Source organism: Pantoea sp. Seng, from assembly GCF_009829935.1.
Lineage (GTDB): Bacteria > Pseudomonadota > Gammaproteobacteria > Enterobacterales > Enterobacteriaceae > Pantoea > Pantoea communis.
On sequence record NZ_SZZV01000018.1, the window covers coordinates 96,896 to 118,432 of the forward strand.

Below are 21,537 nucleotides of genomic sequence, written 5' to 3' on the forward strand. Positions count from 1 at the left end.
ATTTATCCGCTTTTACATCCAGGCTGTTGAGCTGTAACGGTAATTCAGGCATAACAACCTCTTACCGGATAAATATCGGGATGGATGGATGCGATGAAATTTTTAGGCAAGTTTTTCCTTACCTTACTGCTGCTGATTCTGCTGGGGCTGGTTGTCCTGTATGTCTTGCTACAGACACAGTGGGGCGCAGGTTGGTTTAGCCGTTGGGTAAGTGATAAGACCGCCTGGCATCTTTCCCTCAGCAAGATAGAGCACAACTTCTCTTCTCCCTCGCACATCATGCTGGATGATTTCAGCTTTGGGCACGATGGTCAGCCAGCGGTGTTGGTGGCCAAGCGCGTCGATCTTGGACTGGCGCTGGTGCAATTCAGTGACTGGCTGCATTTTGATAGCATCGACGTGCGTGATGGCGAGATTAACCTCGCGAATCAGACGCCCGATACCACGCTGCCTATCCAGGCCAATCGCCTGCAACTGAACAACGTGCGCATTGATAGCCCGCACAGCATGCTGCCGATGATCGCTGAACGGGTTAATGGAGGAATTATCCCGTGGAAACCGACCCCGACGGATATGCTGGGCAGCGATGCACAGTTCCAGATGAGCGCAGGCAAGCTGACGCTGAATGGTGTTCCGGGCAACAATGTGCTGCTGCAGGGAAGTGTGAAGCAGCACCGCATGATATTCAGCAATATTGGGGCCGATCTCGCGCGTGGTTCGATGACCGGCAACGCCGAGCGCGACGCGCAGGGTAACTGGAAGATTGATCAGCTACGTCTTAACGATATCCGCCTGCAGACCCATCAAAATCTGAGTGATTTCCTCAATCCTCTGCGCGACGTGCCGTCAGTGAGCATCAATCGCCTGGATATGACCGATGCCCGACTGCAAGGGCCCGATTGGGCTGTCACCGACCTCGATTTAACCCTGAAGAACATCACGCTGCGTGGAGATGACTGGCAAAGCGATGATGGCTCACTGTCGATGAATGCCGGTAACTTCATTAATGGTGGCTTTGAGCTTAACGATCCGATTGTGAATGCCAACTTCTCGGCGCAGGGCATTGAATTGGCCCAGTTCAGTTCACGTTGGGCCAATGGCGTGATCCGTGCCAGCGGCAACTGGACGCGCAGCGATAAACGCCTGACGCTGAATGATTTAGCCATTGCCGGGCTGGAATATACCTTACCGCAGAACTGGCGCGACCGCTGGCAGCAAGCGTTGCCATCATGGCTGGATAGCGTGCTGGTGACACACGCTACAGCCAATCGTAATCTGGTGATCGACATCAACCCTGCTTTCCCATTCCAGATGACCGCGCTGGATGGTAACGCCGATAACCTGCTACTGGCACGCCAGCATCAGTGGGGAATCTGGGGCGGTAAAGCGAGCTTTAACGCGGCGGAAGCAACGTTTAATCGCACCGATCTGCGCCATCCCTCCATTGCCTTTAATGCTAACGATCAGCAGATTCAGGTGACGGAAATGAGCGCCTTCAACGGTAACGGTTTGCTGGAAGGGACGGCGAGTGTTGGCCAGGATGCACAGCGTCCATTGACGCTGAATCTCAAAGGTCAGGCGGTGCCCGCCAATGTGTTGCAGAACTGGGGCTGGCCTGCGTTGCCTCTTAGCGGCAACAGTAATCTTTTGTTACAGGTGAAAGGTTCATTGAGTGCTGCCGCGCCATTGCGCCAAAGTGTTGAGGGTAATGTGTCCGTGACCACCGATACACAATCGGTGCAGCAGACGATGCATGCGGGTCAGGTTCAATAGATTGGCAGCAAACGGTAGCGATGCGAGGAATGCCGCGTATCAGTAGCGACACCCTGTCGCTCACCGATGCGCCATTCTTCGCGCTGCTACCGATTAAGGTTGAAGATGGCTAAAACGTAATCTGCACGCATTAATTAATGCGTGCACCCGAGCCACCCTCTTCTAATGCACCCTCTGCATCGGCTGGCAGTACGATATATACCCCTTCAAACACCGCACCCAGCTCATCGTCACCAAACAGTTCCACTTCCATCTGCACGCGTGCTTTACGACCACGCGCCAGACGGTCAAGGTCGCCACTCAGTGATCCCAGGTCGGCAATTGCACCCGGACGCCCACTAATGGGCTTACTGTAACGAATATGAGCATCGGCAAGGATGATAGTGCCGCCGAGATGCCGCTCGCGCAGTAATAGCCAAATCAGCCCCCAGCCTGTGAGCGTAGCCAGTGAGAACAAACTGCCAGCAAATAATGTGTGGTGCGGGTTCTGGTTGCCGGTTTCTGGCATGGTAGTAACGAACTTCTGCCCGGTATATTGCAGAATGCGCACGCCCATTTTCTCACTGAGCGGAATATGCTCGTACCAGGCCTGCTGCAACTGACCACACCAGTCAGCGCGGTGCAGAATGTCATCCAGTGTTACCACCGGTTTGATCATCAGGAAATGGCGCACCGGCGTGGTTTGTGGCGCGGTGATTTCTCCCTGATTGACATAGCCCAGCTTGGCGAAGAACTCCACGGCGTCTTCACGCGCGCTACAGGTCACGCGCTTCGCCCCCTCCTGACGCGCAACGGATTCCAGCGTCATCGCCACCAGCGTCCCTAATCCTTTGCCCTGCACCGAAGGGTGTACGGCCAGGAAGCGGATGGCCGCTTCGTTTTCCGCATTGATATAGAGACGGCCAACCGCAACAGGATCACCCTGCTCATCGACCACCATCTGATGATGCGCCAGCGCATCCCAGGCATCACGTTCAGAGCCCTGCGGCTGACGCAGCGGCTTACGTAACATTTCCCAGCGGAACTGATAATAAGTATCCAGTTCTTCCGCCGTTTGCGGCACACGAAGATGATACATAAAGTGATTCTCTCGTTCGGAGCTTGCGTGGCTGATCCCTGGCCGCTCGGCTGAAAACCTCACACCTGCAACCAGAAGGTCACTGGGCCATCATTCACCAGCGAAACCTGCATGTTGGCAGCAAAACGACCGTTCGCCGTGGTCACACCCTGTGCCCGGCAACAATCGCTGAAATAGTGATAGAGACGCTCGGCTTCCGCCGGTTCGGCACCACCCGAGAATGAGGGACGCATGCCTTTGTTGGTGTCGGCGGCAAGTGTGAATTGCGAAACCACCAGCACGCTGCCACCGGCCTGCTGTACGTTCAGGTTCATTTTGTCGTTCTCATCACCGAAGATGCGATAACCCAGCACGCGTTCAGATAAGCGCTGTGCCTTTTGCTCATCATCGCCCTTCTCCACCCCTAATAACACCAGCAAACCGGCGCCAATCTCGCCCACCGTCGCGTCATCCACCACGACGCTGGCGCGACTGACGCGCTGAATCAAAGCAATCATGTTTCCTCTCGTTCTTTTTCGCGTTCCTGCTGTTTTAGCTGGCGATAGTCATCCAGGGTGACGGTGATTTCCGCGCCTAACAACACAATACACCAGGTCCAGTAAACCCATAAAAACAGAATCGGGATGACTGCCAGTACGCCGTAAATTAATTGATACGAAGGGAACATCGTAACATAGAGCGCAAACCCTTTTTTGCCCAGCTCAAACAACAGCCCGGCGACAATCGCGCCGACCAGTGCATCACGCGTTGGCACACGGCGCGTTGGGACGATGCTATAGAGCAACCAGAACGCGAGGATGGCGAGCACCAGAGGGAAGATGCGTAACACCTGATCGATAAGGCTGGTGACGCCGGTGACGTTGACCCAGCGTAGCGATAACAAGTAAGAGCTGATGGCCAGACTGGCACCCGCCAGTATCGGGCCGAGCGTCAGGATCATCCAGTAGACGGCAAAGGAGTAAACCATTGGCCGTGGTTTAGTACTGCGCCAGATCGCGTTGAGTGCGCTGTCCACCGAGTGCATCAGCAACAGCGCGGTCACGATCAATCCGACAATCCCTACCGCTGTCATTTTATTGACGTTGGCCACAAACTGGTCGAGATAGCGCTGGATAACGTCTCCGGCTGCCGGCATAAAGTTGCTGAAGATGAAATGTTTAAGCTGGACGCTGATCTCCGAAAACATCGGGAAAGCGGCAAAAAGCGCAAACACCACGGCGATCAGCGGCACCAAAGCCAGCAATGAGACGTAGGCCAGATTCCCGGCCTGCGTCGTCATGTTGTCTTCATCAACACGGCGCCAGAGCAGTTTAACCCACAGGAAAAACGCGTGTGCCGAGTGACGCAAATGGTTACGTGTTACCACTCAGCGACGGCTCGCGAACCAGTCCGGCACGGTTTTCGCGTCTTCCACCAGCACGCTCTCTATACCTAGCGCGCGCGCGGCATCAATGTTGGCGCGATTATCATCAAAGAACACCGCTTGATCGGCGGTATAGCCTTCGTGCTCAAGCACATATTGATAGATACGCGCTTCTGGCTTACGCATGCCTATGTCTTGCGACATATAGACGTGATCGGCGGCCTGTTGCACTTCCGGATACTGCGTTGGCCAGAACTCAAAGTGCAACTGATTGGTGTTGGACAGGATTACCACGCGCTCACCGTTGGCGCGCAGTGTGTTCATGATCGCCAGCGTTTCCGGACGCACCCCGACAAACACCGCCTGCCAGCCCGCGGTGAATTGCGGATAGCTTAAGGCGATATCCAGTTGATCACAGATACGCGCCGCAAACTCGGGATCGCTGATCTCACCACGTTCGTGTTTCTCGAACGCCTCATCCATCTGGAAGCGACTTTGTAAGGTCGCCAGCGGCACACGTCCCAGGTCACTCCAGACGCCGAGCACGCGATTAAAATCGATATCAACAATCACATTGCCTAAATCAAAGATGTACAGCATGACGCCTCTCCTTCTATTCCCTGGATCATTCACTTTAGCGGCAAAAAGCATGACTGAACAGGTACGATGAGGGGGAAATAAGCGTTCTGGAATCGGGGACAACTTTCACAAAGCGAGCGTTGCAGCGGGTTGCAGGCACAAAAAAGCCCCGCGATGCGGGGCTTAAATATCAGACTGTTTCGCTTACTCTTTACCGCCGCGAGACGCACGCTTACGGTCGTTCTCGGTCAGGTGACGTTTACGAATACGGACTGACTGCGGAGTCACTTCTACCAGTTCGTCATCATCGATGAACTCGATAGCCTGCTCCAGCGTCATTTTCTGCGGTGGAACCAGAGTGGTCGCTTCATCAGTACCTGATGCACGCATGTTGGTCAGTTTCTTACCGGTCAGGCAGTTAACTGTCAGGTCGTTAGAACGGCTGTGAATACCGATGATCTGGCCTTCATAAACCTCAGCACCGTGACCCAGGAACAGCTTACCGCGATCCTGCAGGCTGAACAGTGCGAATGCGACTGCTTTACCCTGGCCGTTAGAGATCAGTACACCGTTCTGACGCTGGCCCACTTCGCCTGGACGCACATCGTCGTAGTGGCTGAAGGTGGAGTACAGCAGGCCAGTACCTGAAGTCATGGTCATGAATTCGTTACGGAAGCCGATCAGGCCGCGGCTTGGGATCATGTAGTCGAGACGTACACGGCCTTTGCCATCTGGATCCATATTTTTCAGATCGCCTTTACGCTCACCCATCGCCTGCATCACAGAACCCTGGTGGGTTTCTTCGATGTCGAGGGTCACGTTTTCGAATGGCTCTTGTTTACGGCCTTCGAATTCGCGGAAGATAACTTTCGGACGGGATACCGCCAGTTCGAAACCTTCACGACGCATGTTCTCGATCAGAACAGACAAGTGCAGCTCACCACGACCAGACACACGGAATGCGTCTGAATCTTCGGTTTCTTCAACACGCAGTGCCACGTTGTGCACCAGTTCTTTGTTCAGACGCTCCAGGATCTGGCGCGAAGTCACATACTTACCTTCTTTACCGCAGAAAGGTGAAGTGTTGACGTTAAAGAACATGGTTACGGTTGGCTCATCAACGCTCAGGGCTGGCAGCGCTTCAACCTTCTGCGTGTCGCAGATGGTGTCAGAGATGTTCAGCTCGCCCAGACCGGTCACAGCGATGATATCGCCTGCTTCAGCCTCGGCACTCTCGATACGTTCCAGACCCAGGTGGCCCAGTACTTTACCGACTTTACCGTTGCGGGTTTTGCCTTCGCTATCAATGATAGTGACTTGCTGGTTCGGCTTGATTTTACCGCGCTTGATGCGGCCAATGCCGATAACGCCCAGGTAGTTGTTGTAGTCCAGCTGCGAGATCTGCATCTGCAGTGGGGCTTCAACTTCAACCTGTGGTGGAGAAACACGATCCACAATCGCCTGGTACAGCGGGGTCATGTCGTCTGCCATGTCGTTGTGATCCAGACCGGCGATACCATTCAGCGCTGACGCATAAATGATAGGGAAGTCCAGCTGCTCGTCAGTCGCGTCGAGGTTAACGAACAGGTCAAACACCTGATCAACAACCCAATCAGGACGCGCGCCCGGACGGTCAACTTTGTTGATGACTACAATCGGCTTCAAACCATGAGCAAAGGCTTTTTTGGTTACGAAGCGGGTTTGCGGCATAGGGCCATCCATCGCATCTACAACCAGCAGCACCGAATCCACCATGGACATAACACGTTCCACTTCACCACCGAAGTCGGCGTGTCCTGGGGTATCAACGATGTTGATACGGTAGTCGTTCCATTTGATGGCGGTGTTTTTTGCGAGGATGGTAATCCCACGCTCTTTCTCCAAATCGTTGGAGTCCATTACGCGCTCAGTCGCTTCGGTACGAGCATCAAACGTACCAGACTGTTGTAACAGCTTGTCAACCAGGGTGGTCTTACCATGGTCAACGTGCGCGATGATGGCGATGTTACGCAAATTTTCGATCACAGCTTTGCCTCAGGCATTATAGAAATAACGCGGTATTGTACACGGATTAAGCGAAAGACTGAACATGATCACAGTATTCCCTTAAAGTTTATCTTAGTGCTGTTTTTTAGCACCAATAACGGTGCATTAATCTGCACTGCGATGGGGTTTTGCACCTTTTTGGGGCGAAAATTGATCTATGAAGCACCAAATTAGTGCGCATCATCCATACTGGTGCAGTGACCGACTCACGAAAGAGCGCGTCACAGCGCCATTTTTACCATTGTAATAAAGTTGGCACAGAATTCGCTTTATATCTTTCAAGCGAAAACGACAGTTATACAACGGTTGAAAAGAGCTTGCCGAGATCTTGGTTAGGGGTGGTCAGTAAGCGTGACACATTCCAGGCAACGAAGTTCTCTCACCATGACGATTATGACCATTTCCAGGAGAGTTTAAGTATGTCCGCTGAACACGTCCTCTCGATGATGAACGAGCACGAAGTTAAGTTTGTTGACCTGCGTTTTACCGATACCAAAGGTAAAGAACAGCACGTTACTATCCCTGCTCACCAGGTTAACGCTGACTTTTTCGAAGAAGGCAAAATGTTCGATGGCTCATCCATCGGTGGCTGGAAAGGCATTAACGAATCAGACATGGTGTTGATGCCGGATGCGACCACTGCAGTTATGGATCCTTTCTTCGAAGATCCAACGCTGATCATCCGTTGTGACATCCTCGAGCCAGGCACGCTGCAGGGCTACGACCGTGACCCACGCTCCATTGCTAAACGTGCAGAAGAGTTCCTGCGTTCTTCAGGCATCGCGGATACCGTGCTGTTTGGACCAGAGCCAGAGTTCTTCCTGTTCGATGACATTCGTTTCGGTTCTTCTACTTCAGGTTCACACGTGGCTATCGATGATATCGAAGCGGCATGGAACACCGGTAAAGAATACGAAGGCGGTAACAAAGGTCACCGTCCAGGTCTGAAAGGCGGTTACTTCCCGGTTCCACCAGTCGATTCATCTCAGGACATCCGTTCTGCTATGTGTCTGACCATGGAGCAGATGGGCCTGGTGGTTGAAGCTCACCACCACGAAGTTGCTACTGCTGGTCAGAACGAAGTGGCTACCCGCTTCAACACCATGACCAAAAAAGCTGACGAAATTCAGATCTACAAATACGTAGTGCACAACGTTGCTCACGCGTACGGCAAAACTGCAACCTTCATGCCTAAGCCAATGTTCGGCGATAACGGTTCTGGTATGCACTGCCACATGTCCCTGTCAAAAGGCGGCGTGAACCTGTTCTCTGGCGACAAGTACGGCGGCCTGTCTGAAACTGCTCTGTTCTACATCGGCGGTATCATCAAGCACGCTAAAGCGATCAACGCCCTGGCTAACCCAACCACCAACTCTTACAAGCGTCTGGTCCCGGGTTACGAAGCACCTGTTATGCTGGCTTACTCAGCACGTAACCGTTCAGCTTCAATCCGTATCCCAGTGGTTGCGAGCCCGAAAGCGCGTCGTATCGAAGCACGCTTCCCGGATCCAGCGGCTAACCCGTACCTGGCCTTCACCGCGCTGCTGATGGCGGGTCTTGATGGTGTTATCAACAAGATCCACCCTGGCGATGCGATGGACAAAAACCTGTATGACCTGCCACCGGAAGAAGAAGCTGAGATTCCAAAAGTTGCAGGTTCTCTGGAAGAAGCATTGAACGCACTGAACGAAGACCGCGAGTTCCTGACCCGTGGCGGCGTGTTCACTGATGACGCTATCGACGCGTATATCGAACTGCGTAAGCCAGAAGTTGACCGCGTGCGCATGACTCCGCACCCAGTTGAGTTCGAACTGTACTACAGCGTTTAATTTAAAAAATTTCAGCGCATTTCACGCCGCTGATTGGCGGCGTAAATAACCTGAACGTTTTTTTGTTGCCGTGGAAACTTTAGCCCATCTCCGGATGGGCTTTTTTCACCGCGAATTCATCGTTCGAATGATAGTTTTCAGTCCCAAAAGGCTATAATGCACTAAATTAGTGCAGAGGAACGCTGTATGGCAACTGGCACATTGCCCGACGCGGGGCAGATTCTTAACTCTCTAATCAACAGTATTTTGCTGGTCGATAACGATCTGGTTATCCATTATGCCAACCCGGCAGCGCAGCAATTACTGGCACAAAGCTCACGCAAATTGTTCGGCACGCCATTACCGGAATTAACCGGCTATTTTTCGCTGAATATTGAGGTGATGAGCGAGAGTCTTGGAGCAGGCCAGGGCTTTACCGACAGCGAAGTGACGTTAGTGGTCGATGGCCGCGCGCACATTATGTCGCTGACCGCACAGCGTCTACCCGATGGTCTTATCTTGCTGGAAATGGCGCCGATGGATAATCAACGCCGTCTCAGCCAGGAACAGCTGCAACATGCTCAGCAGGTCGCTGCACGTGATTTAGTGCGCGGACTGGCGCATGAAATTAAAAACCCGCTCGGAGGTTTACGCGGCGCCGCGCAGTTATTAACGCGTGCTCTGCCCGATCCTTCGCTGCATGAATATACCCGGATTATTATCGAACAGGCGGACCGCCTGCGTAATCTGGTTGATCGTTTACTGGGGCCCCAACAGCCCGGTATGCACGTCACACAAAGCATTCATCAGGTGGCGGAGCGCGTGGTGAATCTGGTCTCGATGGAGCTGCCGGACAATGTCTCGCTGGTGCGTGATTACGACCCGAGCCTGCCCGAGCTGCCACACGATCCCGATCAGATTGAGCAGGTGCTACTCAACGTAGTGCGTAATGCGTTGCAGGCGCTGGGTGACGAAGGTGGCACTATCGTGATCCGCACCCGTACCGCGTTCCAGCTGACGCTGCACGGCACCCGTTATCGCCTGGTGGCACGTATTGATATCGAAGATGATGGCCCTGGGATTCCTGCTCAGCTACAGGACACGCTGTTCTATCCGATGGTGAGTGGTCGAGAAGGAGGCACCGGTTTAGGTCTCTCCATCGCCCGCAGCCTGATCGATCAGCATTCAGGAAAAATAGAATTTAACAGTTGGCCAGGACATACCGAATTCTCGGTTTACCTGCCTATTCGCCAGTGAGGTTTCTATGCAACGAGGGATAGTCTGGATCGTCGATGACGATAGCTCCATCCGCTGGGTGCTTGAACGTGCGCTCACTGGAGCCGGTTTGAGCTGCGCGACATTTGACAGCGGCAATGAGGTGCTGGATGCACTCTCAAGTAAAACCCCAGATGTATTGTTATCGGATATTCGCATGCCGGGCATGGATGGACTGGCGCTGCTGAAACAAATTAAACAGCGTCACCCAATGCTACCGGTCATCATAATGACCGCGCATTCGGATCTTGATGCCGCCGTCAGCGCATATCAACAAGGCGCGTTCGATTATCTGCCCAAGCCGTTTGATATTGATGAAGCGGTCGCGCTGGTTGAACGTGCGATCAGTCACTATCAGGAACAGCAGCAGCCGCGTAATCAGCCGGTAAGCGGCCCGACAACCGACATCATTGGCGAAGCGCCGGCGATGCAGGATGTGTTTCGCATCATCGGCCGTTTGTCGCGATCTTCCATCAGCGTGCTGATTAATGGTGAATCGGGTACCGGTAAAGAGTTAGTGGCGCATGCTCTGCATCGTCACAGCCCGCGTGCCAAATCACCGTTTATCGCGCTGAATATGGCGGCAATCCCGAAAGACCTGATCGAATCCGAATTGTTCGGGCATGAGAAAGGGGCCTTTACCGGGGCGAATCAGATCCGTCAGGGCCGTTTTGAACAGGCCGATGGGGGCACGCTGTTTCTTGATGAAATAGGTGATATGCCGCTCGACGTGCAAACCCGCTTGCTGCGCGTGTTGGCCGATGGCCAGTTCTATCGCGTGGGCGGCTACGCACCGGTGAAAGTGGATGTGCGTATTATCGCGGCAACCCACCAAAACCTTGAGTTGCGCGTGCAGGAAGGCAAGTTCCGTGAGGATCTGTTCCATCGCCTGAACGTGATTCGCGTGCACTTACCGCCGCTGCGTGAGCGTCGCGAAGATATCCCACGTCTGGCGCGCTACTTCCTGCAAGTCGCCGCGCGTGAGTTGGGCGTCGAAGCGAAGATTCTGCATCCGGAAACCGAAACCGCGCTGACGCGCCTGCATTGGTCCGGTAACGTACGCCAGCTGGAAAATACCTGCCGCTGGTTAACCGTGATGGCTGCAGGCCAGGAAGTACTGATTCAGGATCTGCCGCCGGAGCTGTTTGAGTCGAGCACGCCGGACAATCCAGTGCAGTCTCTGCCGGATAGCTGGGCCACCTTGCTGGCACAATGGGCGGACCGCGCGCTGCGTTCCGGTCATCAAAACCTGCTCTCTGAAGCGCAGCCGGAGATGGAGCGCACGCTGCTCACCACCGCCCTGCGTCACACTCAGGGACACAAGCAGGAAGCCGCACGTTTGTTGGGTTGGGGTCGTAATACCCTGACGCGTAAACTGAAAGAGCTCGGAATGGAATAAGTGAGAATCAGGGGAGCGCGATGCTCCCCTGAATTTTTATATCACCCGCGAGAATTGCTGCATGCGAGCCTTTTGGCGCAAATAACGATCGAAGCACATGCAGATGTTACGAATCAGTAAACGCCCAATTCCTGTGACATGCAGACTACGCCCACGCCGTTCCAGCAAACCATCCGCCATCAAAGGTGCCAGTAACGCTAAATCTTCCGCAAAATAGGTTTCGAAGGTGATCGGCCACTGCGCTTCAATCGCCGCGAAATCTAATGAGAAATGACAAATCAGCGTTTTGATGACATCACGGCGCAGACAGTCATCGTCGCTTAGTGTCAAACCACGCCATAGCGCGTTCCCGCTCTGCTCCACGCTGGCATAGTATTCTTTCAATTCTTTTTGGTTCTGAGCATAACTGTCTCCCAGCATACTGATCGCTGAGACGCCGAATCCCACCAGCTCAGTCTCGCCTTGCGTGGTGTACCCCTGAAAATTGCGGTGCAGTTCACCCGCACGTTGCGCAATGGCCAGCTCATCATCCGGTTTGGCAAAGTGATCCATCCCGATGAACTGATAGCCTGCATCCGTTAGGGTGCCAATGGTTTGCTGCAGGATTTGCAGCTTCTGTTCCGCACCAGGTAGCTCTTCATCTTTGATTTTGCGTTGTGCAGCAAACAGCGTCGGCATGTGCGCGTAATTGAATACGCTGAGACGATCGGGATTAAGCGCGATGACTCGCTGTAAGGTGAAGGCAAAGCTTTCGGGCGTCTGGAGCGGCAGGCCGTAAATCAGATCCAGGCTGACTGAGCGGAATCCTCGCGCACGCGCGCGCTCGACCAGCCCGAAGATAGTCTCTTCATCCTGCACGCGATTGACACGCTCCTGCACCGCCTTATTGAAGTCCTGCACACCCATACTCAGGCGATTAAAACCTTCAGCACGCAGATGATCGATCATCGCCAGCTCAATTTCGCGTGGATCGACTTCGATCGACATCTCAACGTCATCAGCAATCTCAAAATGGCCACGCAGCAGCGCCACCAGACGGCTGACCTGAGCTTGATTGAGAAAGGTTGGCGTACCACCGCCCCAGTGCAATTGCGTGACGCGGCGTCCGGCAAACAGCGGCGCACGCTGGCGGATTTCCTGCTCCAGCACATCCAGATAGCGATCGGCCTTGTGCAGCTGGCGCGTCACAATCTTATTACAGCCGCAGAAGTAGCAAAGGCGATGGCAGAACGGAATATGGACATACAGCGACAGGGAACGTTGAGGATAGCGTTCAACCGCAAACTGGAAGCTTGCCTCGCCAAAGTTCTCATTGAACTCCAGCGCAGTGGGATATGAGGTGTAGCGCGGACCCGCGTAATTGTATTTTTCAATCAGCCGCTGGTCCCATTCAATCTGCTGCGATGACATGCTCACTCCTTACGGTGCCGTCGTTTGAGGGAGGGTCGCGTTGCAGAAGAGGAGAGATAGCGGTGAGCCGTACGCCGGCGTAAACGCGACTTCAGACGCGACAGGCGACGAAGTTTAAACAATAACCACAGGAGATAACATGTCAGCAGCAGCGCTAAAATTGATCCAGGCCAAAGCATCAGCGAATACCTGTTTAGCGCGGCATGCGCAAATGCGCATGCCGATCAAAAATGACTTAGTTGCCTTTTAACAAGCGCATCATATCGACTTCGGCTTGTTCATCTTCAGCACCGTCATCATCCAACGCGATACCGAGGGTTTCCATCAGTTCGTCAATGCGATCCAGCGTCTGATCGAGCCATGCCTGATCTTCAGCGCTGAGTGTCTCACCACTTTCCAGACGGTCCAGTAAGGTGTCGAGGCGTTCATCATTTTCCAGCTTCGCCAGCTCTTCTTCCGGTGTCAGACGAACCTTCTCCGCTTTCGGCCTGGCTTTCGCTACCGGCTTTTTCTCCGGTACGGTTTTACCATCGGCCACCAGCGCAACCGGTTTTTTACTGCCAGTACGTGGATCGGCATTTTTCTGACCCTGGCCTTTGCCAGCGCCTTTGGTTTCCGGGTTAGCACGGCTGCCCGCTTTATGGCCGCTGTGCTTTTTATCGCGTTTACGATCGCGTGCTTCCTGGTTCAGTTCTTCACGCGATTTGCGTTTGGCTTTAGCAGCAGGTTTGCCACGCTGGGCTGGTGCAGGTTGCTTCATGGTGTCCGGTCTCGGCGATTTTTCTTCAGTATAGAATTGCGGCGAAATCTAGCAGAAAGATGACAAAGAAAAAAGGCGATAGCCTATGCTATCGCCTTATTTCGCACCTTCTACTGAAGGAATAACGGTATAAATCCTTTACAGCTCTCAACGTCCCGGTTGCTCCTTCGCCTCATCGCTCCTGCGAGTAATCCTTTTCCTTGTCCGACTCATACCTGAATCACATCCTGCCATGCTCCTGGTCATCCCCGACACTCCTGAGCGCATCATCCTGATGGGTGCTGCCGTGCACTGACACCAAATGTAGACCAATCAGTAAAATGAACAAGTGAGACATGTCTTTAATTTAGAGCGGTAATTTTCAATATCTATTTATCTTATTGAAAATATTACGCTATCCAACATATGAACATTCTATTAATCGGTAATGACTGGCAGTAATTATCGTCGATCTCTTACAAAGTGGCGCGTTAAGACGCTATCGGGCACTTTTGCGCCATAACAGGTATAATCAGCCCAATTGAACGAATCACTTTGCTGGAGCTTTACTTTGTCTGCTTTGAATTATCACATGACCCACTTCGTGCTCAGCGCCCCGGATATTCGCCATTTACCGGCAGATGTGGGCATTGAGGTCGCGTTTGCCGGACGCTCTAACGCAGGCAAATCCAGCGCGCTGAATACCATCACTAACCAGAAAAGCCTGGCGCGTACCAGTAAAACGCCAGGTCGTACTCAGCTCATCAACCTGTTCCAGGTCGTCGAGGGGAAAACCCTGGTCGACTTACCGGGTTATGGCTACGCCGAAGTCCCGGAAGAGATGAAACGTAAATGGCAGCGTGCGCTGTCTGAATATTTGCAGAAGCGCCAGGCACTGAAAGGCCTGGTGGTGCTGATGGATATTCGCCATCCACTGAAAGACCTCGATCAGAATATGATTGAATGGGCAGTCCAGAGCGGCATCCCTGTACTGGTGCTGTTAACCAAAGCAGATAAGCTGGCATCTGGTGCACGTAAAGCGCAGCTCAAACTGGTGCGTGAGGCAGCATTAAGTTTTATGGGTGATGTGCAGGTAGAGATGTTCTCGTCACTCAAGAAGATCGGCGTTGATATCGTTCGTCAGAAACTGGATAGCTGGTTCAGTGAACTGGAACCGGCGCAGGAAGATGAAGAAGCCCCTTCTGAGTAATGTGAAGCGCGGGTTTACGACCCGCTTTTCAGAAAAAGCCCAATAAAAAACGCCCCAGTCATAAATGACTGGGGCGGCTAAATATTCAGCCAAATCCGATTACGTGAAGTAAAAGGTCTGAAAGATAGAACATCTTACCTCTGTACCCTACGCGATGAACTTTACCTGATTTTTCCTGACCAACAAAGGGTTTTTTGTTGTTAAGTTTCAGGATTCCACATCTTTTTTTCCGGGTCCGTCACACTTTGGCTTAAGGCGTGTAGTTTAATTACTAAAAAAATGCTTAGCCGATAGGCAGTTACAAAATGCGCATTTAACAAGCGGCTTTACATCGTTGCTGAACCGATTAAGTAAACTTTTTTCTTATGACGATGTCAGCGGCATAGATATACCGCCGACAACGTTCCTTAGTGCGCCTGGTCCCAGTTATCGCCCGTTCCCACTTCAACCTGCAGCGGTACATCAAGTTTCATGCTGCTCTCCATCAGTTGGCGGATCGTCGCACTCGCACTCTCTACCGCATCTTTGTGGATTTCAAACACCAGTTCATCGTGTACCTGCATGATCATCTTCACAGCGTCATCCTGCTGTTGCAGTAACCAGCCATCTACAGCGATCATCGCGCGTTTGATAATGTCCGCTGCGGTGCCCTGCATCGGGGCGTTAATCGCCGCGCGCTCTGCCGCCTTACGACGAATGGCGTTGCTGGAGCTGATGTCCGGAAGCCACAGGCGGCGACCATCCAGTGTCTCCACGTAGCCCTTATCGGCCGCCTGGGTGCGAGTCTCTTCCATGTAACGCAGTACGCCCGGATAACGCTCAAAGTAGAGATCCATATACTTTTTCGCTTCGCCAGCACCGATATTCAACTGGCGCGACAGACCGAAGGCACTCATGCCATAAATCAGACCAAAGTTAATTGCCTTGGCACTGCGGCGTTGCTCACCTGAAACCTTGCTCAGCGCAACACCAAAGACTTCTGACGCTGTCGCGCGGTGAATGTCTTCACCCTGCGCAAACGCATCCAGCAGGCCTTTATCCTGCGACAGATGCGCCATGATGCGCAGTTCAATTTGCGAGTAGTCAGCCGCAACGATGCGATTATCTTTACCTGCGATAAAAGCCTGGCGAATACGACGGCCTTCATCGTTGCGCACTGGGATATTTTGCAGGTTGGGATCGGTAGATGAGAGACGTCCGGTGGCCGTGACCGCCTGATGATAAGAAGTATGCACGCGGCCGGTAACCGGATTGATCATCAAAGGCAATTTGTCGGTATAAGTCGACTTCAGCTTAGACAGGCCACGATGCTCCAGAATCACTTTGGGCAGCGGATAGTCCAGCGCCAGTTCAGCCAGCACTTCTTCGCTGGTTGACGGTGCGCCACCCGGCGTTTTTTTAGTGGGCTTGATACCCTGCTTTTCAAACAGAATGGTTTGCAGCTGTTTGGTGGAGGAGAGATTAAACGGCTCGCCTGCCAGTTCGTGCGCTTTCAACTCCAGTTCCGCCAGACGTGCGGTCAGCTCCTGCGAATGTTTGGCCAGGATGTTTTGATCGATCAATACGCCGTTGCGTTCAATGCGTGAAATCACGGTCACCAGCGGCATCTCGATATCGGTGAAGACCTGCTTCGGACCCGCTTCCTGCTCCAGCTTCGGCCACATCTGCAGATGCAACTGCAGCGTGACATCTGCGTCTTCTGCAGCGTAATGAGCGGCCTGCTCGATAGCAATCTGGTTGAAGGTCAGCTGATTTTTTCCTTTACCGGCAATCTCTTCGAAGGTGACGGTTTTATGGTTCAGCCAGCGCGAAGCCAGGCTATCCATATCATGTTTGCCGCCGACGCTGCTCAGGCAATAAGATTCCAGCATGGTGTCGAATTTAATGCCGTTCAGCTCAATATCGTAGTTCTTCAGCACGCCACGATCGTATTTGAGGTTCTGGCCGACTTTTGCAGATTTAGCGTCTTCCAGTAGCGGTTTTAGCTTTTTCAACACGTCGCTGCGGTCGAGTTGTTCTGGCGCATCAAGATAGTCATGGGCCACCGGAAGATAAGCGGCTTCACCGGGCGCAACCGCAAAGGAGAGGCCGACAATGTTGGCACTCCAGCTATCCAGAGAATCGGTTTCCAGATCGAAGGCAAAGAGTTCTGCTTTATTCAGTTTTTGCAGCCATTCGTCGAAGGTTGCCTCATCCAAAATGGTGACGTAGCCGTCAGATGACAGCACGCTAGCGGTTTCCGCCACCGCAGCCACAGGTTCAGTCGCCAGCGATTTCTGCGCCTGCACATTGCTCTTTTTGCCCTGCAACCAGGTGCCGTCCTGTAAATCTGTGATCCAGCGTTTGAATTCATAACGGCCGAAAAGATTTTGCAGCTTTTCAACGTCCGGTTCGTTAACGGTGAGTTGCTCACAACCCAGTTCCAGTTCTACATCCGTTTTGATGGTCGCCAGCTGATAGGACAGGAATGCGACTTCGCGATTCTGCTCTAGCTTCGCTGCCATGGTCTTCGCGCCACGGAACGAAAGATCCGCCACTTTATCCAGGTTGTCGTAAATCGACTGCATACCGCCCAGGCCCTGCAGCAGCGCCTGTGCCGTTTTCTCACCCACGCCAGGCACACCCGGAATGTTATCCGAGCTGTCACCCATCATGGCAAGGAAATCGATAATCAATGAAGGCGGCACACCGTATTTTTGCTCAACCTCTTCCGGGCCCAACACGGTGTTGGTCATGGTATTAATCAACGTAATGCCCGGCGTGACCAGCTGCGCCATATCCTTATCACCGGTACTGATCAGCACTGCACGGCCCTGCTTTTCTGCTTCCAGTGCCAGAGTACCAATCACATCATCAGCCTCAACGCCGGTCACCGCCAGCAGCGGTAATCCCATCGCTTTGACCATCTCGTGCAGCGGCTCGATCTGTGCACGCAGATCGTCGGGCATTGGCGGACGATGCGATTTGTAGTGCTCGAATAATTCATCGCGGAAAGTTTTGCCTTTCGCATCGAAGACCACGGCCACATGGCTCGGCTGATACTGCATCAGCAAACTTTTCAGCATGTTGAGCACACCGTACATCGCGCCCGTGGGCTCGCCTGCACTGTTGGTCAGCGGCGGAAAGGCATGATACGCCCGGTAGAGATAAGAGGATCCGTCTACCAGAATCAGGGGATTTTCTGCAATTTGCGCCATAGGTTCGTATTTTCTTCGTTGCGATAATGAGGGCTATAAGGATGCCACAACCAGAGAGGAATGTTGAATCAGAGCAGAGATGTCAGGATCTTTTTCGTTGTTACGCGGAGTGGATCGCAAGGATCGGTCTGTGGATAACTTTGTGCGTAAAATTCATAACGTATTGTTATTTACGCTTATTGCAATCATTTTACAGATAAAAGTTATGGTTTTTCAATTTGTTATTAACTTACCGTGATGAAGCGCGCCTTTTTGAAAAGGTGATCGTCCATGTGGATATTAAGCGGAGGGTTAACGGGGATATCATTATTACGTCATGGGAAAGGGAGTAAAAACGCCGACATCGCCGGCGTTTATTCGAGCTTAATTACTTCTTCTCAACCAGGAATTTCACTACGTTGGCATAATCGGCAACGAAATTGTCCATAGAGCTGGTGTCCAGGCCGCCGTTGTTCACCATGTATTTGCCGTTAACGAAGATAGCTGGCACGCCCTGCAGATTAAGATCGGCTGCCGCTTTCTGCTGCTGGGCGACCAACGCTTTTACCGCAAAGCTATTCCAGGCTGCATCATAATCTTCTGATGAGATGCCAGCAGCCTGGATGAAGGTGGCTTTCAGGCTCGCCGCATCGGTAATGGTTTGGGTTTTCTGAATACCGTCAAAGATCGGTGCAGTGACTTTGCTTTCCACGCCCAGCGCCATCGCGACCGCCCAGGCTTGAGTCACAACAGGACCGAAGTCTCCGCCGAGGAAATCAACGTGATATTTCGTCACTTTAGTGTCTGCTGGCAGGTTCTTTTTCACGGCATCACTCACGTGATAGACGCGTTCGAACTGGTAGCAGTGCGGGCAGAAGAAGGAGAAGAACTCCAATACCTGTGGCTCACCAGCAACCGGCTTTGGCAGCGTGACGAATTGTTTGCCGTCATTGAACTGTGCCGCTGAGGCGCCAAATGCCAGCATTAAACCTACCAGCGCAAACATAATCTTTTTCATCGTGAAAAAATCTCCTGAGTACTTCATTAAAATTGCGGGCTAAGCTGCAACGGGGGTTGATGTAACAGCCTCTCCTGCTCGATAAATAGTGCAATCTGTCGGCGCCAGAAATCCTCATCGGTCATCCAGGGAAAGGCGCGCGGAAAAGCCGGGTCCTGCCAGCGGCGTACCACCCAGGCCAAATAATAAACCATGCGCATAGCGCGTAAAGGCTCAATCAGTGACAATTCATGTAAATCAAAGTCACTGAATTCATTATAAGCTTCCAGCAGAATATCCCACTGAATCAGCTGTTCCTGACGATCGCCGTTTACCAGCATCCACAGATCCTGCACTGCAGGCCCGTTGCGTGCATCGTCAAGATCGACAAACATCGGGCCATCGCGCCACAGGATATTACCTGGATGGCAGTCGCCATGCAGCCTGAGCGGCTGCCATTTATCATGCCAGCGCTGCTGTAGGGTGCCGATAAGTTTATCAACGGCGTTCAGCAGCGCATCCTTCAGGGCAGCCGGTACCAGCGTACTTTGCTCCAGCTTCTGGCGAGGTTGTAAGACATACTCTTCCAGGCCGAAGGTTGGACGCTGTTGAAACAAGCTCTGGCGGCCTGTTTGATGGATGCGACCAAGAAAGCGGCCCACCCACTCCATCTGTTCTTCATTATCGGTTTCATACTGTCGCCCACCCAGGCTTGGGAAAACGGCAAACATAAAACCAGCATGGTGATTCAGCGTACTGCCCTGCAGTGCCAGTGGTGCTGCAACAGGCACTTCATCGGCCAGCAGATCATGCGTGAACTGGTGCTCTTCCAGAATTTGTTGCGCACTCCAGCGTTGTGGCCGATAGAACTTAGCCACAAAGCGACGTTTGTCGTCATCACTAAACTGATAGACACGGTTTTCGTAGCTATTGAGGGCGGTTAAGCCGGATTCGACACGCAGACCCGCATCCCAAAGTGCATCCAGGATGACATCGGGGTCCAGCGTCTGGAAATTAAAGGCGGCTTCGCTCATCATTTTGCCTGTGTGTTACCGTTGCAAGGAATGCGCAAGGATAACACTACTCATCATCCTTAATCACACCGCGTGCACGTAATAGCGCGGTTTTGAAGTCCACTTCATAATCCTTTTTCAGTCCGGGAATTTCCGCATCGCAGCCAGCGTCACGCATTTTGAGATGGTAAATCAATATGTCATCGGTTAATTCACTTAATGGGCCACTGAAGCCTGATTCCTGCGCCAGTTTCTGTAAAAATGCCAGCAGGTTAAGGTCAGACTCCTTTTGCCAGGCCGGTTGCAGGAGTTCGAACAATTCATTAAGTCGGTGATATTTCATCATTGATTCCTCTATGCAGTGATAGGCTGCCGTTATGCAAGTATCGTCCAGTATGATCAAGGAGACGAAAATGACCGCATTTACCGGCGTGATCCTCGCAGGTGGGCAAGGCAGTCGTATGGGCGGCCTGGATAAAGGGCTGCTGGAATTGCAGGGCAAACCGCTTTATCAGCACGTTTTGCAGCGTTTGATGCCACAGGTCAATATTGTGTTGATAAGCGCCAACCGTAACATTGATCGTTATCAGGCTAGCGGTTGTCAGGTCGTTACTGATTCGATGCCAGATTACCCCGGTCCGTTGGCAGGCATGTTAAGTGGCTTGCAGCACAGTAAGACCGAGTGGGTCGCCTTTTGTGCCTGTGATACGCCCTGGTTACCGGAGGACTTCGTTGCACGATTATGGCAGCAGCGCGGTGCGGCACCTGCGGTGTGGGTACGATCAACGCAGCGTGATCATCCTGCATTGGCACTGGTCAATCGATCACTGGCCGACGATCTGGAAGCCTGGCTGCTTCGTGGTGAGCGGCGTTTAATGCAGTTTCTGCGTGAACATGGTGGGCATGCCGTGACGTTCACAGATTCTGAGGCAGCTTTCCGCAACATTAATACGCCCGACGATTTAGTTGATGGGGAAAAGCAGTGATGAGCGTGCCTTTACTGGCGATCGTTGCGTGGAGTGGCACCGGAAAAACCACTTTGCTGCAACAGGTGATACCGCTGCTTAAGGCTCGCGGTATTCGTTCTGGGTTAATCAAACATACCCATCATCAAATGGACATTGATACGCCGGGAAAAGATAGCTATCTGCTGCGAAAAGCAGGTGCCGATCAGGTGATTGTTGCCAGTACTCAGCGCTGGGCATTGATGTGTGAAACCCCTGATCAGACGTTAAATCTGGCGGAACTGGTCGCGCGGATGGACAGTTCCGCGCTGGATCTGGTGCTGGTTGAGGGCTTTAAAGATGAGCCAGTACCCAAAATCGCGCTGTGGCGGCGTGGTGTCAAAGGGGAATTTGCTGATTTACTGGATGAATACGTGGTTGCACTGGCCAGCGATGAGAATTTAATGATCGACCGCCCACTTCTCGATATTAATCAGCCGGTTAAGGTTGCTGATTTTATTGAAAAATGGCTGAGAAAAGGTCAGTAACCAGGGGGTTTTATGATCGTCTGGCTAAACTTCAGACGTCAGTTTCAGACGTAAAACAACCCTGATTTCGCCGATCTGCAGACGTAAAAAAACCCTGAACTTTCGTTCAGGGTTTCTTCACTTGTTTGATGCCTGGCAGTTCCCTACTCTCGCATGGGGAGACCCCACACTACCATCGG

The 21,537-nt window shown here is 52.6% G+C and carries 18 protein-coding genes; 7 read left to right on the forward strand and 11 right to left on the reverse strand.

Annotated elements, in window-relative coordinates; all coding sequences use genetic code 11:
- The first annotated feature begins 93 nt into the window (after nt 1-93).
- Nucleotides 94-1,773 (forward strand): AsmA family protein, encoded by a 1,680-nt coding sequence (locus FD737_RS18250; RefSeq protein WP_097119685.1) that lies wholly within the window; start codon nt 94-96, stop codon nt 1,771-1,773.
- A 130-nt stretch (nt 1,774-1,903) separates the two neighbouring features.
- On the opposite strand, the gene fabY is transcribed toward FD737_RS18250, so the two are convergent.
- The 5 genes from fabY to typA form a co-directional block, all read right to left on the reverse strand.
- The gene (fabY, locus tag FD737_RS18255) at nt 1,904-2,851 is read right to left on the reverse strand and encodes a fatty acid biosynthesis protein FabY (protein ID WP_034823865.1); all 948 of its coding nucleotides are present in this window, start codon (nt 2,849-2,851) and stop codon (nt 1,904-1,906) included.
- Nucleotides 2,852-2,910: 59 nt separating this feature from the next.
- On the reverse strand, nt 2,911-3,348 hold the full coding sequence (gene dtd / locus FD737_RS18260) for a D-aminoacyl-tRNA deacylase (protein WP_034823876.1): 438 nt from the start codon (nt 3,346-3,348) through the stop codon (nt 2,911-2,913).
- On the reverse strand, nt 3,345-4,217 hold the full coding sequence (locus tag FD737_RS18265; protein WP_045815735.1) for a virulence factor BrkB family protein: 873 nt from the start codon (nt 4,215-4,217) through the stop codon (nt 3,345-3,347). Before FD737_RS18265 ends, dtd begins: the two co-directional genes overlap by 4 nt.
- Nucleotides 4,218-4,814 carry a glucose-1-phosphatase gene (yihX, locus tag FD737_RS18270; protein ID WP_038644008.1) on the reverse strand — a complete coding sequence of 199 codons (597 nt, stop codon included), beginning with the start codon at nt 4,812-4,814 and terminating at the stop codon, nt 4,218-4,220.
- A 183-nt stretch (nt 4,815-4,997) separates the two neighbouring features.
- Nucleotides 4,998-6,818, reverse strand: a complete 1,821-nt coding sequence (gene typA / locus FD737_RS18275) for a ribosome-dependent GTPase TypA (RefSeq protein ID WP_034823899.1) — start codon at nt 6,816-6,818, stop codon at nt 4,998-5,000.
- A gap of 440 nt (nt 6,819-7,258) precedes the next feature.
- On the opposite strand from typA, the gene glnA reads away from it, so the two are divergent.
- The 3 genes from glnA (at nt 7,259) to glnG (ending at nt 11,321) form a co-directional block, all read left to right on the forward strand.
- Nucleotides 7,259-8,668 (forward strand): glutamate--ammonia ligase, encoded by a 1,410-nt coding sequence (gene glnA, locus FD737_RS18280; protein WP_097119640.1) that lies wholly within the window; start codon nt 7,259-7,261, stop codon nt 8,666-8,668.
- A gap of 186 nt (nt 8,669-8,854) precedes the next feature.
- A complete protein-coding gene (gene glnL / locus FD737_RS18285) occupies nt 8,855-9,904 on the forward strand; it encodes a nitrogen regulation protein NR(II) (protein ID WP_034823903.1) in 1,050 nt (349 codons plus the stop codon).
- 7 nt (nt 9,905-9,911) lie between these two features.
- On the forward strand, nt 9,912-11,321 hold the full coding sequence (glnG, locus tag FD737_RS18290) for a nitrogen regulation protein NR(I) (protein WP_034823905.1): 1,410 nt from the start codon (nt 9,912-9,914) through the stop codon (nt 11,319-11,321).
- Between the two features lie 36 nt (nt 11,322-11,357).
- Here the strand turns inward: glnG and hemN are convergent, their stop codons facing one another.
- Both hemN and yihI read right to left on the reverse strand, forming a co-directional pair.
- Nucleotides 11,358-12,731, reverse strand: coding sequence for an oxygen-independent coproporphyrinogen III oxidase (hemN, locus tag FD737_RS18295; protein WP_097119639.1), 1,374 nt, complete (start codon nt 12,729-12,731; stop codon nt 11,358-11,360).
- A 235-nt stretch (nt 12,732-12,966) separates the two neighbouring features.
- Nucleotides 12,967-13,491, reverse strand: coding sequence for a Der GTPase-activating protein YihI (gene yihI / locus FD737_RS18300; protein WP_097119638.1), 525 nt, complete (start codon nt 13,489-13,491; stop codon nt 12,967-12,969).
- A 550-nt stretch (nt 13,492-14,041) separates the two neighbouring features.
- On the opposite strand from yihI, the gene yihA reads away from it, so the two are divergent.
- On the forward strand, nt 14,042-14,680 hold the full coding sequence (gene yihA, locus FD737_RS18305; RefSeq protein WP_097119637.1) for a ribosome biogenesis GTP-binding protein YihA/YsxC: 639 nt from the start codon (nt 14,042-14,044) through the stop codon (nt 14,678-14,680).
- A 407-nt stretch (nt 14,681-15,087) separates the two neighbouring features.
- Here yihA and polA read toward each other — a convergent pair whose 3' ends face one another.
- The 4 genes from polA to FD737_RS18325 all read right to left on the reverse strand — a co-directional run bounded on the left by polA (nt 15,088) and on the right by FD737_RS18325 (nt 20,209).
- The gene (polA, locus tag FD737_RS18310; protein ID WP_097119636.1) at nt 15,088-17,877 is read right to left on the reverse strand and encodes a DNA polymerase I; all 2,790 of its coding nucleotides are present in this window, start codon (nt 17,875-17,877) and stop codon (nt 15,088-15,090) included.
- A gap of 367 nt (nt 17,878-18,244) precedes the next feature.
- Nucleotides 18,245-18,874 (reverse strand): thiol:disulfide interchange protein DsbA, encoded by a 630-nt coding sequence (gene dsbA, locus FD737_RS18315; protein ID WP_034823914.1) that lies wholly within the window; start codon nt 18,872-18,874, stop codon nt 18,245-18,247.
- A gap of 26 nt (nt 18,875-18,900) precedes the next feature.
- Nucleotides 18,901-19,887: a serine/threonine protein kinase gene (locus tag FD737_RS18320; protein ID WP_160834202.1), complete on the reverse strand. Its 987-nt coding sequence runs from the start codon at nt 19,885-19,887 to the stop codon at nt 18,901-18,903.
- A 46-nt stretch (nt 19,888-19,933) separates the two neighbouring features.
- Nucleotides 19,934-20,209, reverse strand: a complete 276-nt coding sequence (locus FD737_RS18325; RefSeq protein ID WP_038643998.1) for a YihD family protein — start codon at nt 20,207-20,209, stop codon at nt 19,934-19,936.
- 70 nt (nt 20,210-20,279) lie between these two features.
- Between FD737_RS18325 and mobA the strand changes: the two genes are divergently transcribed.
- Together mobA and mobB are read left to right on the forward strand one after the other, a co-directional pair.
- Nucleotides 20,280-20,852 carry a molybdenum cofactor guanylyltransferase MobA gene (gene mobA / locus FD737_RS18330; RefSeq protein ID WP_097119633.1) on the forward strand — a complete coding sequence of 191 codons (573 nt, stop codon included), beginning with the start codon at nt 20,280-20,282 and terminating at the stop codon, nt 20,850-20,852.
- Complete coding sequence (gene mobB, locus FD737_RS18335; protein WP_160834203.1) at nt 20,852-21,358, forward strand: molybdopterin-guanine dinucleotide biosynthesis protein MobB; 507 nt, start codon at nt 20,852-20,854, stop codon at nt 21,356-21,358. Before mobA ends, mobB begins: the two co-directional genes overlap by 1 nt.
- Nucleotides 21,359-21,537 lie beyond the last annotated feature (179 nt).